Origin of the sequence: Frankia sp. EI5c, assembly GCF_001636565.1 — a bacterium.
Classification (GTDB): Bacteria; Actinomycetota; Actinomycetes; order Frankiales; family Frankiaceae; genus Parafrankia.
This window is the reverse complement of record NZ_LRTK01000024.1, coordinates 33898-49047: the sequence shown is the minus strand read 5'-3', so window position 1 is coordinate 49047 and position 15150 is coordinate 33898. Positions and strand designations below refer to the sequence as shown.

General features: G+C 74.2%; 8 protein-coding genes and 1 pseudogene. 2 read left to right on the top strand and 7 right to left on the bottom strand.

All coding sequences use genetic code 11. From position 1 onward, the window contains the following. Positions 1-662 precede the first annotated feature (662 nt). Positions 663-733: pseudogene (locus UG55_RS45385) on the top strand (hypothetical protein); the annotation flags it as partial. Between the two features lies 1 nt (position 734). Then, positions 735-2711: protein kinase domain-containing protein (locus tag UG55_RS13515; RefSeq protein WP_242424287.1), on the top strand; the 1977-nt coding region annotated here is incomplete at its 5' end. Between the two features lie 28 nt (positions 2712-2739). Here UG55_RS13515 and UG55_RS13510 read toward each other — a convergent pair. From UG55_RS13510 to UG55_RS13480, 7 genes are all read right to left on the bottom strand, one after another. Further along, a complete protein-coding gene (locus UG55_RS13510; RefSeq protein ID WP_066067873.1) occupies positions 2740-2934 on the bottom strand; it encodes a hypothetical protein in 195 nt (64 codons plus the stop codon). Between the two features lie 167 nt (positions 2935-3101). Further along, positions 3102-4817: an ATP-binding protein gene (locus UG55_RS13505; RefSeq protein ID WP_066067870.1), complete on the bottom strand. Its 1716-nt coding sequence runs from the start codon at positions 4815-4817 to the stop codon at positions 3102-3104. A 111-nt stretch (positions 4818-4928) separates the two neighbouring features. Continuing rightward, positions 4929-7460: a protein kinase domain-containing protein gene (locus tag UG55_RS13500; protein WP_066067867.1), complete on the bottom strand. Its 2532-nt coding sequence runs from the start codon at positions 7458-7460 to the stop codon at positions 4929-4931. A gap of 3 nt (positions 7461-7463) precedes the next feature. Further along, positions 7464-10310 carry a PKD domain-containing protein gene (locus UG55_RS13495; protein WP_066067865.1) on the bottom strand — a complete coding sequence of 949 codons (2847 nt, stop codon included), beginning with the start codon at positions 10308-10310 and terminating at the stop codon, positions 7464-7466. After that, the gene (locus UG55_RS13490) at positions 10307-12781 is read right to left on the bottom strand and encodes a transglutaminase domain-containing protein (RefSeq protein WP_066067862.1); all 2475 of its coding nucleotides are present in this window, start codon (positions 12779-12781) and stop codon (positions 10307-10309) included. The genes UG55_RS13495 and UG55_RS13490 overlap by 4 nt, the downstream gene beginning before the upstream one ends. Then, on the bottom strand, positions 12778-13980 hold the full coding sequence (locus tag UG55_RS13485) for a DUF58 domain-containing protein (protein ID WP_066067858.1): 1203 nt from the start codon (positions 13978-13980) through the stop codon (positions 12778-12780). Before UG55_RS13485 ends, UG55_RS13490 begins: the two co-directional genes overlap by 4 nt. After that, positions 13977-14960, bottom strand: a complete 984-nt coding sequence (locus tag UG55_RS13480) for a MoxR family ATPase (RefSeq protein ID WP_396230895.1) — start codon at positions 14958-14960, stop codon at positions 13977-13979. The genes UG55_RS13485 and UG55_RS13480 overlap by 4 nt, the downstream gene beginning before the upstream one ends. Between the last annotated feature and the right edge of the window lie 190 nt (positions 14961-15150).

Genomic DNA, 15150 nt, shown 5'->3' with positions numbered 1-15150 from the left:
GGCGTGACATTGGTGTCGGAACGTGCGATCCCGCCGCCCGCGGGCGGACCAGTCGACGCCACGGCCGCCAGGCTGGGACGGCATCCGGGCGCGGGTACCCCGCCCGGCTGAAGGTCGGCGGCGACGGTGCGCCAGCGCCGGCCCGCCGGCCGCGGCCCCCCGCCCTCAGCAGTGGCGCCCGGGGGTGGCCGAGGGCCTCAGTAGGCCGCCCACCAGCGCTTCTCCGCCGGCTGGCCGACTTCGACGGAGTCGGTGACGGCCGCCGGACCTATCGGCAGTGGCGACTATAGGGCTGCTTGTGGTCTCCCGGCCCCGAGGGATTGCAGGACACCCATCGCAGCTGTCGTCAAGACCCGTTCGGGCAGAGTCACACAGAGCTCTTCAGTCGCGAGGACGCGGCACCCGAACCCGTCACCGAACAATGCCCAGCCATGTCAGATACCCGAACGCCAGCCCACCCGGAGCGGCCACCCGGCCCGCCGCGATCTGGCCCTGGCGGCGCGGTCCGTCCCGACAAAGCGCGGCTGGTCTGAGCGCGCGGCTGGGGATCGGTGCCGCCGGCGGGTCAAGCCGCTCTTGCCCGGTGCACTATCTGACCTGCACAACAGCGGCATAGACTTGTTTTTCGCCAACGGGGGTAGACGGCGGGGGGGGTGTCGGCTATGCGCCGGCTCGGATCGCATTACGTCCTGCACGCACGGCTCGGGCGCGGCGCGACCGGTGAGGTGTGGCGNGGCGAACGGGAGTCGGACGGCAGTCCCGTGGCCGTCAAGATTCTGCGTGCCGAACTCGCGGACGACCACGATGTCGTCGACCGCTTCCTGCGGGAACGCCGGGTCCTGCTCCGGTTCGACCACCCGCATCTGGTGAAGGTCCGCGATCTGGTCGCCGAAAGCGGGACGCTGGCGATCGTCATGGACCTTGTGGACGGAGTCGACCTGCGCGGGCATCTGCGCAGGCAGGGGCCCCTGGAACCGCGCGAGGCGGTCGCCCTGCTCTGCCAGGCGCTCGACGCACTGGCCACGGTGCACCGCGAAGGAGTGGTGCACCGGGACGTGAAGCCCGAGAACATCCTGGTCGACACCACCGATCAGGACCACCCCCGGGCGATGCTGACCGACTTCGGGATCGCCCGGCTCACCCACGGCCCGGCGATGACCCGGCTCACCGGCCTGATCGGCACACCGCGGTACATGGCGCCGGAGCTTTCGGACGGCACCCCGGCCACCACCGCGGCCGATCTCTACAGCCTCGGGGTCGTCCTCTACGAACTGCTGAACGGCCGGGCACCGTTCGAGGCGGAGCATCCGATCGCGATGCTGCGGGCGCATCTGGAACAGCCGCCCGCCCCGCTCGACGGACTCCCCGGAACGCTCTGGCCCACGCTCGCTCGCCTGCTCGCCAAGTCCCCGGCCGACCGGCCCGCCACCGCCGAGGAGGCGCGGGCCGAACTCCTGGCCGCGCTGCCCGGAGCCGACCCCGCCGACGCGGGGCCGGATCTCACCCTCGTCGTCACCCCGACCGACAGCGACGGCGGTGCCCGCGCCGGCGGTGGTGTGCCTGATGAGACGGTCATCTCCCCGCGGCTGACCACTCCCCTGCCAGTCGCCGGTGAGCCGACGCTCGACACCATCCTCTCTCCGGTTTCGGGGGCGGCCGTCGCTCCCCTGCCGGGGCCGGGAACCAGACCGGAACCAGTACCTGTCGCCACGTCGGCGCCCGCTCCCGCGGCGGGAGCCGCGGCGGATTCCCTTCCGGTGGTGGATTCCCTTCCGGTGGCGGAACCCCTTCCGGTGGCGTCAAATCCTGAGCCGACATTGATCGTGGCCGGCGGTGTGCCCCGGGAACAACCGCCGACCGCGGACGCGGGCAGCCTGGCAGCCGCCACCCCGGCGCGGACGGCCCGGAAGCGGCCCGGTGGGCCGGTGTGGGTGGGGGTCGCCGTGGCGGCGGCGGTCGTCATCGCCGCCGGCTCCTGGGCACTGGCCTCGACCGGGGGCGGGAACGATGACACCGGTGACACCGTCGCGCCCGTGGCTCAGGCGAGGTCCGGCCTGCCGGGAGGCGGCACCTCGGCGTCGCCCTCGGCGTCAGCGGCCGCGTCAGCCACCCCGGCCGATACGGGCACGCCCGAGGCCACAGACCCGCCCGCGGGGGCGCAGACCACGACCGAAGCCGTGGCCGCCGGTCCGGAGCCGGCCAGGGCCACCAACGCCCAGCCCGGCGGCCGGACGACCGCCCCGGCGGCGGTCCAGCCGGCGGCAACCCAGCCGGCGGTGGCGGTGCCACCCGCCGACGACGGGCGCGCCACCGTGCCGGGTGTGCTGAACCGGACGCTCGACGACGCGGCGGCCGTCCTGAAGCAGGCTGGCTTTTACAACCTGCCCTACCTGTACAACTGCTACGGCTCGTCCAACAACGGCAGGGTCGTGCGGCAGGAACCGGCGGCCGGTACGCGCCTGACGCGCACCGACCCCGTCCATCTCTCGCTTGAGGCGAACAACTGCGCGATCGTGCCGGATGTGCGCGGCAAATCCCTCGACGCCGCTGCCAGTGCCCTCAAGCAGCGCGGTTTCACCAACATCCCGTACCTGTACGCCTGCCTGGGCTCGGCTCAGATCGGGGCGGTCATCACGCAGTCCCCGGCCCCCGGTACCGACCAGATCACGTCACAGCCCATCGACATCCGGCTGCAGGCGAACAACTGCTGACCGTCAGCCGCTGACTGTCAGCAGGCAGTCATTCACCGGCACCGGCGGCGACGCCGAGGCTGCTCCCGCCACCGGGACCGGCCCCGGTGAACGACTGCCGGCAGTGTTCGAGCAGCTTCTGGACCACAGCGCCCGGCTGGCTCCGCCAGACCAGCGAGAGCACCGCGGGTGTGAGCACGTCCGAGATCGGCACCGCGGTGAGCCGGTCCGGGAAAGCGACCACCCGACTGATCAGGCCGAGACCACCACGGCGGCGACGGCGGCGGCGATCCCGGCGTCGGGAGGGTAGGCGCGAGGAGGCTGACGTCCGCCGCGCGGGGCATGGGGCATCACGCGCGCGTGTAAATTTTTCACGCGCGCGTGATGGTCAGGCCGGTGCGCGTGATGGCATCACGCGCGGCGCGTGTAAACCCGGGAACGACGATCGCCGACCGCCACCAGCGGCCCACCTTCCCCCGCGAGCCGGCGCAGCAGCCTCGATGCCTGGTCAGGGGACAGCGAGCAGAGGTCCGCCGCCTCACCTCGCGTGATCTGGCCGTGAGCCGCCACGTAGCTGACCACCATCTGCTCCTGCTGGGCCTGATCGAACCCGCGCACCCTGACGTAGGCGGCGGGCTCGCGCAGCTCGCGGTAGACGGCGGCGGCGAGATGCCAGGTACGGCCCTTCCCGCCACCGCGTTCCGCCACCAGGCCCCGGGTGACCATCCGTGCCAGCTGCCGCCGGGCCTCCGCCTCACCGACCTGCAGTACGGCGGCGACCTCGCCGGTCCGCAGCCGGCCCTGGTGCAGCAACTCGGTGACGATCTGCAGGTCGGGAAGAGTCAGCGGCTGGCCTTGACGCTCCTGCTCGACCACATAGCGGATCAGCGGCAGGTCAGCCTCGCCGCCGGGGAGCACCACCACGACCGATTCCTGGGTCGAACGGGCGTAGTCCGGCGGGCTGTGGCCGAAACGCAGCTGCTCGGCGAAGATGCGGTTGATCCCGCGGCCGGTCCGCTCGACAATGCCCGCACGCTTGAAGGCATCCGCGATCCGCGGGTTACGCGGGCGCGGTGGCGCGATGAGAAAATTGTCGACGGTGATATCCCCCGGGAAGCCGCCGGGGTTCGATATCTCCAGCTGATCGTCCTGCCACTGGACATGGACCGCCCCTCGGGCGGTGTAGTCCCGGTGGATCAGCGCGTTGGCGAGGGCCTCTCGGTAGGCCGTCTCCGAATATGCGGGCACGCTGATCCGCAAGAGGCCGAACTGAATCTCCTCCTCGGTGTTGCGGGCCCGGAACCGGGCGAGGAACTCGTCGGCGAGCCGGAACAGCGGCCAGGTGAAGAAGTCGTTGACCTGCACGGCCAGGCCCCGCATGGCCTGGAATGCCGCTTCGTGGGTCGGGCAGTGGCGTCGGATCGCCTCCTCCCGGCCGAACAGAAGCAACGCGCCGGCACAGATCACGACCGTGCCGCCATGATGTTCGAGCAGGCCGAGCGCGCGCGCGAGATCCTGGTCGTCGAGCTCGGCGAGCACGCGGTCACCGTAGCCGGCTGACTCCCGGACCAGGCGGCGGAAGCGTTCGAACTCCAACGGGTCCAGATCGCCCCAGGTCGCGTCGGGCACCGGGAGCGCCGAGTAGTCCACCGCACCCCGGTCGATCTCATGCGCGAGCATCTCGTGCGCGTGGATCGGTACGCACATCGGCTTTCCATCACCACCGACAGCCCGCCGCTGGTACATCCCACGGGTGCTGCCGACGACCCGCGGGCTGTTCTCCACCTGGACACAGAGCACCGGCTGGCCGTCAATCTCAACGGTGCAGGCCACGGACTGTACGGGAGGTTGTGTCGAGTTCGCGATGAGCGCCTGCAACCGCGGGGGATCAGTGCTGTCGCCGTGCCGCGGTCGAGCACCGGTGACCATGCCGGAATCCTCGACGCCGACGAGCAGCAGACCGCCGCGACCGTTGGCGAGACAGACAACCGCCTCGATCAGCTCACGGTCACCGAGCTTCTGCCGCTCCTCGCCCTTGAACTCGACCGTCAGCGTCTCGCCGCCCGCTATCGCCGCCCGGACCGCGTCCACATCGAGCGGCGGGAAGGAGACGACATTTCTGACCATCCTGTCCTCCGCCCGTGGCGTCGCCGGCCTGATCCCGCTGGCGTCACGCTACTCCGGATCTCCGGCCCCGAACGTTTCGGCAATCCGGCCGCGCGGGTGGGTTTCGGGCGGTCAGTTGCCTGGGGACGCCGGCCTTTCCGGCAGGTCGACGCGCCAGACCGCGGCCCGCCGCGCGTCCGCCGACCCGTCCGAGACGTCGCCGACGACCAACAGCTCGTCACTCCCCGCATCAGCGCCGCTGAGCAGTTCCGGCGCTCCCGAGGCCACACCCGGGTCCGTCGTGTAGTGCTCCCACCGCACCGCGTCCGCGATCGCGTCCCCGACAGCGATCAGCGGCACGTGCCGCCCCTCACCGGAGCCGAGGCCGCCGACGGCGAGCACCCGCCCGTCGGCCAGGACGCCGAGGCCGCGCACGAGCGCACCCCCCGGCAGTTCGAAGGCGGCCGACGGCGCGGAGGTGGCCGGCTGTCCGGAGGCGGCCGGGCGTTCGGAGGTGGCCGGGCGCCAGTCGGCCCCGTCGTCCGACCACCGCAGGCGGGTGACACTCGTGCCCGCCTCCGGCTGCGCCCCGGCGCCGAGCAGGCGGCCGTCGGCCAGCTCGACAACCCGGGTGACATGCTGCTCGCCGGGGCCACCGAGCCCGGTCACAGCCAGCTCCTCCCAGCTGACGCCGCCGTCGGCGGACCGCCACAGCCGTTCGGTCTCCAGCGAACCCGCACCGCGCCCGACGGCGAGCAACCGCCCGCCGGAGACGACGACCTCGCTCAGCTCACCCACCGGGCCGCCGACCGACGCGGACCACGTCGCCGACACAGCCTCCCACCGCGCGCCGTCGGCAGAGCTCCACACGGCGGCCGCCTGAGCGGCTCCCGGCGCCGGGGCCGAGCCGACGGCCACGAACCCGCTCCCGGGCAGGAACGTCACCGCCGTCATACCGCCACCCGCGCCAGCGGGCGGGGCGGCAGGCACCCAGGGCCCACCGCCGACCGAACGCCAGGCGGCCGGCTCGGTGCCGCCGCCAGTGCCGCCGCCGGTTCCGGTGCCGGTGCCGGTGCCGGTGGCACCGTCGGCGGACCGCCGCCCCACGACCACCCGGATCCCGGCCGGCGAGGTCGCGACATCCTCGGCGCGGGCACCCGTGCCGCCTTCGAGTCGCTGCTCATGAAGCTGAACCACGCGCGGGATGTCCGCCGCCGAGCTGGCTGCACCGCCCGCTGGGAGGCTCGCGGTGGCATCCAGGACTGCCGCTGCGCCGCCCGTTCGCGGGACGAGTGTCCACAGCGCACCTGCCACGGCTGCGGCGGCGAGCACGGCGACGAGCACCAGCCCGGCGGGCCGCCGGGCCGCCCGCGGTGATGGCGCCCGGGCGCTCCCGCCCAGCTCGACGACCAGAACCGGTTCCGGGGATGGCGGCGGGGCGGGTGTTACCGGGGCGTCCTCGTGTTCCGGAAGAACGACTGTGACCGCGGTGACCGGTTCCGGGGGCCGGGATCCGCGGGATGCCGGTGTGGGCGTGTTCTCGGCCGGCGGGCGGGGCGCCGGCGGCGGGCCGATCCGCCGGGTCGTGCCGCCGGGCTTCTGAGCTGCTTCCGGCAGCCAGGTCGGCGCGGTTGGTTCGAGGTTCCCGAGCGGAGTGGCGGCGTCCGGTGAAGAGGCGGCGTCCGGCGGGGAGGGGAAGCCGGTGGCCGCGGCCGAGGTCACGGGACCCTGGCCACGCGCCGCGTCCAGGATCGCGCGGTCGACCCGCACCACGGCCCCGGACCGCTCCAACCAGTCCGGGCCGAACAGGGCGCGCGCGACGCCGACCAGCGCCGCGGCGAAGTCCCGGGCGTGCGCGAACCGGTCCTCCAGGCTGGGCTCCAGTGCTCGGTGGAGGAACGCGGCCAGCTCGGGCGCGACCTCGGCGGGCAGCTCCGCCGGCGTGGTCAGCTGCAGCCGCCACAGGTGCAGCGGCGGCAGTGACGGGTCGAACGGCGGGCGGCCCACCAGCAGCCGGTACAGCACCACGCCGAGCGCGTACAGGTCGGTTCCCGGGCCGATCCGGCCGCCGCCGAGCTGCTCCGGCGCCATGTAGCCGGGGGTGCCCGCGATCGTCGTCACCGAGGCTCCGGGTGCCCGCAGGAACTTGCTGATCCCGAAGTCGACGAGTTTCAGCGCACCGTCCGCGGCGAACATCATGTTGGTCGGCTTGACGTCCCGGTGCAGCACGTCGCCGCGGTGGGCGGCGGCCAGCGCGTCGGCCGCCGCCAGGACGAGTGCGCAGGCCAGGGCAGGGTCCGGAGACGCCGACCCCGACGCGGTTTCCGATTCCGACCCGGGTACCGGCCGGGCTGCGGGGAGCCGGGCAGCCAGGGTGCCGCCGGGCAGGGATTCCATGACCAGCAGGGAGAACTCGTCCCGCTCGACGTAGTCGTAGATCCGCACGATGTGCGGATGGTCCAGGCCCGCGAGGACGTCGGCTTCACGCCGGAAACCCGCCCGGTCGGCGTGCTCGGAGACGGTCAGGACCTTGACCGCCGCGAGCCGGCTGATGTGCCGGTGCCGCCCGGCCAGCACCAGGCCGCTGGAGCCCCGCCCGAGCACCTCCCCGATCTCGTACCCGGGCAGCGCGGCCTGGATCTGCGCGCGTTCGACCAGCACCATCGGCTACGACGCGAGGTCGATGGAGACCGGGCTGTTCGTGGCGTCACTGCGGACGGTGACGACGGTGGACGTCGTGCCACCGCCCACCGTCGCGCTGAGGGTGCAGGTGCCGTAGGGAAGGAGCCGCGTGCCCACGCAACTCCCGTCGACCGGGCCGCTGATCGAACTGATGACGATCGGGTCCTGACCACCCATGATCGTCACCTGGTACTCCGTCCCGCCCGGCGAGGCGGAGATCACGGTCTTCGACAGCGTCATCTCGGCGTCCCGATCACGGATCAGCATGTCGACGCTGGCGGTGGACCGCAGCCCGTTCTGGTCGATCACGGTGACCGTGCCGACGAAGTCGCCGCCCTCGCCGTACATGGTGTAGGCGGAAACCGGATCGGACTGTGGACCCATCACCGTTCCGTCACCGAAGTCGAAGGTGTACGACACGATCGGCGAGGAGCCGGGCGTCGAGGCCGACGCGTCGAGCGCACGGCTGTAGGTGCCGCCCTGGCCACCGGCCGGGGGTGTGACCACGCTCACCGCCGCTCTCGGCCCGACGGCCGCGGCCGACACGGTCACGTTGCCGTTCGCGGTCGACTCCCGGCCCCCGGCGTCACGAACCGTGACCGTCACGGAGTAGGTGCCACCGGCGGTCACGGCGAGCCGCGCCGTCGGGGACGCCTGCGGGCCGACGACCGCACCGGTGCTGAACCGGAAGGTGTAGTCGGCGATCGCGGTGGAACCCGCGGTGGACCCGGACGCGTCGGCGACGACCTCGGTGGGTGCCGCGGAACCGGCGGCGCTCACCCCGAGACGCGCGGTCGGGCCGGTGGCGGTGACCGTGTCGACCTGGACGTTGCGGCTGTCCACGGCGGTGCGGCCGGCGCCGTCGGTCACCGTGACGGAGACCCGGAAGGTGCCGGACCGGGTGTAGGTGTGCGTCGCGCGGGCCTGTCCCGCCGTCGTCCCGTCACCGAAGTCGATCAGATAGCGGGCGACCGGTCCGTTCGCCGCGGTGGAGGACGAGGCATCCGCTGTCACGGTCAGCGGCGCGGGGCCGCCGGTCGGGGTGACTACGAGACGCGGCACGGGGAGCGTGCCGGGATCATCGGTAGGCGGCGGATCGTTCCTGCTCACCGTGACGGTGGCCGAGAGTGTGGCCGACTGCCCGTCGGCGAGGAAGACGTTGGCCGTCACGGTGAAGGTGCCCGCCGCCGCCCAGGTGTGCGGCGCCCTGGTTCCGGTGGCGTTCGAGCCGTCCCCGAAGTTCCACGCCACGTCGACCACCCCGGGCGCACCGGGGGCGGTGGTGGTGACCTGGTAGGTGACGGCCTCGCCGACCGAGGGGGTCGGGTCGCTGGCGGCGATTCTCAGCGCAGTGGCGGGATCGTCCCGGGACGGGCCGCCGGTGGCGGGCGGGGTGTTCGTCGGCTCGTCCCGCGGGGGGGTCCGCGTTGTCTGCGGCCCGGTGAGCGGGCCGGTGGGCGGCGTGCGGTCGGCCGGGGCGCGGCTCGGCGGTGGGCCGGGCGGCCTCGACGGCGACCTGGAAGGCGGTGTCGAGGGCGGTTCCGAGGGCGGTTCCGAGGGCACCGTCGGCGGGGGCGTCTCGCCGTTCCCGGTGCCGGTGCCGGTGCCGGCTCCGTCGCCTTCCCCGCCGCCGCCCGTGCCTTCGCCCGTGCCGCCCGGGGCGCTGTCCGGTCCGGCGGGACCGGCGGCATCCACCGCGCCCTCGGCGATGTACTTGCGCACGAGCGCCGTCGACCCGTCCGGGCGGATCAGGCCGGCCTGCTCACTGGCGGGATCGTTGAAGAAGACGAACCCACCCTGCGAGGCGAGGGTGAACGGACGGTGCTCGGGCAGCACCCGGGGCGCGGCGAGGAGCTCTGCCGCGGCCAGGTCCACGATGTGCACCTGGCCCGAGGTGTGGTCGGGGACGAAGACCCGGCCGGCCGCGGCCAGGGGCGGCCCCAGGTCGTGGCTCGCCGCGCCGAGGTCGACGACCGACTGGCACTGCCGCCCCTCCAGATCAATGATCATCAGCACGCCCCGGCTGCCGACGGCGGCGAACACCCGGGGCTCGTGCGGGTCCCCGGCGACCCGGGCCGTCGCGTCGCCGGACGCGAGATCCAGGCAGGTGGACGTCCCGAGGGCTCCGTCGGCGGAGATCGGCGCCACCCGGCGGCCGCTGAGGTCCACCAGCGTGGGGCGCCCGTCGACGAGCACCAACCGGGTGTGCTCGGGATCGACGGCGGCGCGGCGGTCGTGCCGGGTCGTCCCGTCGAACCAGACCAGGTCGCCGGTGAGCGCGTCGATCACCCACAGCCAGCCGCGGCTGTCGACGACTCCGCCGTCCGATCCGATCCGGGCGGCCAGGGACTGACTGCCCCGCACCCGCATGGTTTCCGGGTCGAGGATCGTGACGATGCCCGAGCGGCCGTTGACCAGGTAGACCGCGCCGGCGCCGGCGAAGATCTGATCCGGGCTGCCCGGCCCGGTCACGCCGTCCCGGCTGTTCCAGGCGTAGGTGGCGCCGCTGATCCGGCCGACGGTCCCGGTGGAGCTGTCGGTGACGTAGGCGTCGAGGTCGGCCTGGGTGGCGGTCAGCGTCCCGGGCGCCAGGCCAGGGCGCCCCACCGTCACCTGGGTCACCACCTTCTCCGAACTGCCGTCGACCAGCGCGACCTGCCCGACGGCGTCCGAGACCAGCCAGGCCTTGCCGTCGGTGAAGCTGACCGTCTGCTGGCCGGGCCCGGTGGCGGTGCCGGCGACGACCAGTCCACCGAGCACCAGCAGCACCGCGGCCGCGATCTCCGCCCACCGCGCCGGGAAACGCCGCGACCGGCTGGCTCCGCCTGTCATGTCAGGCCCCCTTGCCCGTGTGCGGACGGTGCCCCGGGCAGGCCGGCGCGGCTGGTTCCGGCGTAGTCCGCCGGTGGGCTGTCCGGGTGAACCGCGGACCGCCGGCGGCGAGCGTTCCGGCCCAGCAGCGGGCGCGCGTTGAGCGCGGCCCGCGACCGGCGGGTGATCGGGCGGCCCGCACGCAGCTGGCCACGCAGGTCGGCGACGAGCGCCCAGGCGACCTCGACCTCGACCTCGACCTCGACCTCGGCGCCGGCCCCGGCCGCGACCCCGCCCCCGACTCCGGCGGCGTGGACGTCCGGCACGGCGCGGGCGGCGAGGGCCGGTTGCGGCCGGGCGAACATGGTGGCGGCCATCAGCGCCGCCAGGCGCGCCAGCACATCGGCCACCGGATCTCCCAGGGCACGCGCGTCCTCGACCACTTCGGTCGCCGTCCGTGACCGATCGGGTGGGACACCCCAGTCCCACAGCCGGTCACGGGCCTCCTGCCAGGCGCCCGCGATCCGCTGCGCCGGCGGCCCGCCGACCCGCCGCCGCCACCGCCGCCGCCGTTTCTCGCCGACGATCGCGGCGGGCAGCACGACCAGCAGGAGGATCAGCAGGATGAGGAACGCCAGCAGAGCGGAGCGGACGGGGCCGCCGCCCCCGGACGACGGCGGGGCGAGAAGCGGAATCGGATCCACCCGGGGCAGCGGCGGCTCGCTTTCCGCCGGCTCCGGCGGCGCGGCACCGTCACCTTCCGCGCTCGCGGCGTCGACCTGGTCCTGTCGGGCCAGATCCGTGGTGTCCGTCGGCTCGAAGGGCAGCCATCCGATGCCGTCGAGGTAGACCTCGGGCCAGGCGTGCGCCCGCGTCTGGCTGATCTCGTAGACGCCCGGCCCGCCGGCCCGGTCGGGGCCGAGGAGATAGCCCACGGCGATCCGGGACGGGAAGCCCCTGACCCGGGCGAGCAGCGCGAACGCGGCGGCGTGCTGCTCGGCGTACCCGCGCTGCTCCCGCGGGTCGAGGCTGGTCAGCATCCGGTTCAGCGAGCCGTAGGACTGGCCGGGACGTCCGCTCAGGTCGTAGGGGAACCTGGCCGGGTCGCGGAGGAACCGCTCCAGCGCGGTGAGCTGCTCGTAGGGGGTGCCCGCGGCGGCGGTCGCGGCGGCGGCGACGGCGACGAGGTCCGGTGGCAGGCCGGTGGGCACGGTGAGGTACTCCGCCAGGCCCTCCCCCGATCCGGGGAGGGCGGCGGCGAGCCTGGTCCGGTCCGGCGCCGGAACCGCCGCGGTGAGCTGGTAGCGGTAGGCGTTCGCGGGAGTCCCGGCGGCCAGCAGCGTGCCGGTCTCGGGATCGATCGCCAGCGCGGCGCCGGTGAGGCGGGTGGGCCAGCCCACGACGGGCAGCAGCGGCGAGCCGAGCGCCTCGACGGTGATCTCCGCCCGCACCGTGACGGCGGGGTCGACGGGGGCGAGACCGCCCGCGGGCGGGACGGCGCCCGCCCGCACGAAGACATTGGTGTTGCGCCAGCGCGCGCCGTCGAAGTCCCCGAGGATCGCGGTCGTCACCCGGTCCACGGGCAGCTGGCCGGTGGACGACGCCAGCCGGACGGTTCCGAGCCGGCGGGCCGGTGTGGCGGTGAGCTGGCCCCGCACCTCGACGAGGGGGTTGAGCTCCTGGCTGATCGACACCGGCGGCTGGCGCAGCGCCCGCGGGTCCGCCGGGTCACGGGTCGGCACGACCGCCGCCGCCGCCGTCCCCAGCGCCACCGCGATGATCACGACCGGCAGGCCCAGCAGCAGGCGGCCCCGCAACGCCCGCCCGGGCGGCGACTCTCCAGCCGTCGCGCCGCCGCGCGTCCGGGGGGTGTCCGCGCCGGCCGGACCGGCCGGACCGGCCTGTTCGGACCTGACCAGCGCGAAGCCCAGGGCGGACAGCCCGAGCACCGCGGCGGCGGGCAGGTGTGTGCCGCCGCGGACCGCGGCGAGCGCGAGGGCCGCGGCGAACCCGGCCAGCACCGGCACCAGCGCCGGCAAAGCCGACCGGCTGGTCACCGCGAGCGCGACCGCGACAGCCGTCGTCAGCCACACCAACATCACGGGCGCGGTCAGCAGGGCCGCTTCCGGGTCGGCCGGGATGCCCGTCGACAACAGCGCCGACCAGCCGCTCCGCAGGGCGACGGTGAACGCCCGGACACCGAACGGGCCATGGGTGCTCAGCGGCCCGAACAGTGTCACCAGCGCGTAGCCGGCGAACCCGGCCACGGAGGCGACCGCCAGCAGGTCGAGCCGCCGCGTGCGCGCGGCCACCGCCAGGACGACCGCCGCTGCCGCCAGCACCGCCCCGGCCAGCTCCGCGAGGGCGCCGTAGCCGGTGAACAGCGTGCTCGTCGTCCAGGCGACGGCGAGCGGGCCCACGAGGAGAAACCCCAGATCGGCCCGCGGCCGCCGGCGGCCGCCCGGAGCGGAGAGCCGGCCCGCAGCGCTCATCGGGTGGACACCGCCCGGTTCCAGGCGACGGCGAACGCCCCGCTCGTGTCGGCGCTCACTGCGAACACTCCCGCGGGCACCGCCGCGGGCCGCCGCCCACCCGGGACACCGTTCCCACCCGGGACACCGTGCGACGCGGTCGCACCGCCGGAGTCGGCTGCGAGCACGGCCACACTGACCATCGCGAACCGCTGGCGAACCGTCGTGATCGCCCGCAGCGCCGCCGGTGCCGGAACCCCGGTGACCACACCGAGCGCGGCCCCGTCGTTGGCCAGTCCGAGACCCACCAGCACCGGCAGGCCCGGGTCCCCCGCGCCGCGGTGCGCGGCGGCGAACAGGTCCAGCAGCTCGCCGCGTTGCGACCGGCCCCGCTCCGCCACCAGGTGCGCACCCGCGGTGGTCCGCACCTCGACGGGGAAGCCGCCGTCGAACGCGGCGACCGTCAGCGACGCGGCGACCCGCACCGCCTCCTCGAAGGAGTCGTCGGTGTACGGCTCGGCGCTGGTGTCGAGGACGACGACCACCCTCGGCTCGTGTGGCACCACGTTGTGCCGGATCATCAGCGTTCCCGTCCGCGCCGACGACGGCCAGTGGACGAGTCGCAGGTCGTCGCCGCGGACGTATTCCCGCAGGCTGTGGAACGCCACGCCGCCACTGGGCGCGGCGGCCGAGGTCCGGCCGTCGGTCTCCCGCGAGCGGCCCGTGGGCGGTGGGAGAACGCGCTCCGGCCTGGGCTGGACGACCAGCTGCGACCGCGACGGATACGAGCGGGCGGCGTGGAACAGCCCGAGCGGATCACTGTGCCCGATGGTCAGCGGCCCGACCGGGAAGACGCCGCGGCGGTCCGTCGGCAGCAGGTAGGCGACCTCGCGCGTCTCCGCCGGTGCGAGGCTCGGCACCGCCACCCGCACCCGCCGGCCCCCGACGAGCTCGACGGCGAGAAAGGGCGGGCAGCGGCGAGGCCCGAGGTTGGTCACCGCCAGCAGGCCGCGGGCCTCCCCGCCCTCGGTGATCCGCGCGGGTTCGATCCGCCGCGTGATCCGCACCCGCGGACGGGCGGTCATCCACCCGGCCGCGGCCACGAGCGCGACCGCGCCGGCGACGGCGAGCGCCACCAGCGCCGGATAGCCCAGAGCCAGCCCCCCGGCGAGCAGCACGGCCGAGCCCGCCAGCACCCCCCAGCCCGACCGGGTGATCATCCCGGGGCGACGCGGCGCTCCGGGACGGGCACCGAGGCGGTGATCTGGGCGAGGATGCCCTCCGCGGTGACGCCGTCGAGCGCGGCCTCCGGGCGCAGGATGATCCGATGCCCGAGCACCTCGGGCACCAGCGCCTTCACGTCGTCCGGTGTCACGAACGGCCGCCCGTTCAGCGCCGCCCTGGCCTGCGCCGCGCGGGCCAGGGCCAGGCCTCCGCGCGGGCTCACCCCGAGCCGGATCCGCTCCGGCCGCCGGCGCGTGTCGGCCACGATCATGACGATGTAGTCGAACACCTCGCGGGAGATGTACACACCGCGGACCAGATCGGTCATCCGGACGAGATCCGCGGTGGACACCACCGGCGAAAGGTCCGCCGGCGAGGCGCCGCGGGTCCCCGCCGTGAGGATCTCAACCTCCGCCTCGTGGCCCGGATAACCCACCGACCCGCGGGCCATGAAACGGTCGATCTGCGCTTCGGGAAGCTCGTAGGTCCCGCCGTGCTCCACCGGGTTCTGCGTTGCGATCACCACGAACGGCCGCGGCACCGGATGCGTCACCGAGTCGACGGTGACCTGCCGCTCCTGCATGACCTCAAGCAGGGCCGCCTGCGTCTTCGGTGACGCCCGGTTGATCTCGTCGATCAGCACGACGTTCGCGAACACCGGGCCGTGGTGGAACTCGAAGGTCCGCGACCGCTCATCCCAGATCTGCACACCGGTGACGTCCGACGGGAGAAGGTCCGGGGTGAACTGCACCCGCCGCACCGACCCGCCGGCGGACTGCGCGACAGCCTTCGCGAGCGACGTCTTGCCGGTTCCCGGGACGTCGTCGAGAAGCAGGTGCCCCTCCGCGTACAGGCAGGTCAGCGCGAGTTCGACGACGGCGCTGTTACCCCGGAAGAACTGGGTGACGTTGGCCGCCAACAGCCGATGCTGCCGCACGAACCAGTCGGCGTCCGCCGCGGAAGTAGCCGCACCCACCTGAATACTCACTATCCCCCGAATTCACGACTCGCGGCCAATCTACCGCACACCCACCGGCGTGGACGCGCTGCCGCGACACCCGCGCACCGCGGCTTTCGCGGCCGGTGCGGGTGCGACCCCGGCCCGGCGCCGACCCCGGCCCGGCGCCGACCCCGGGCCGGCGCCGAGAACGAGAACGAGAACGGGA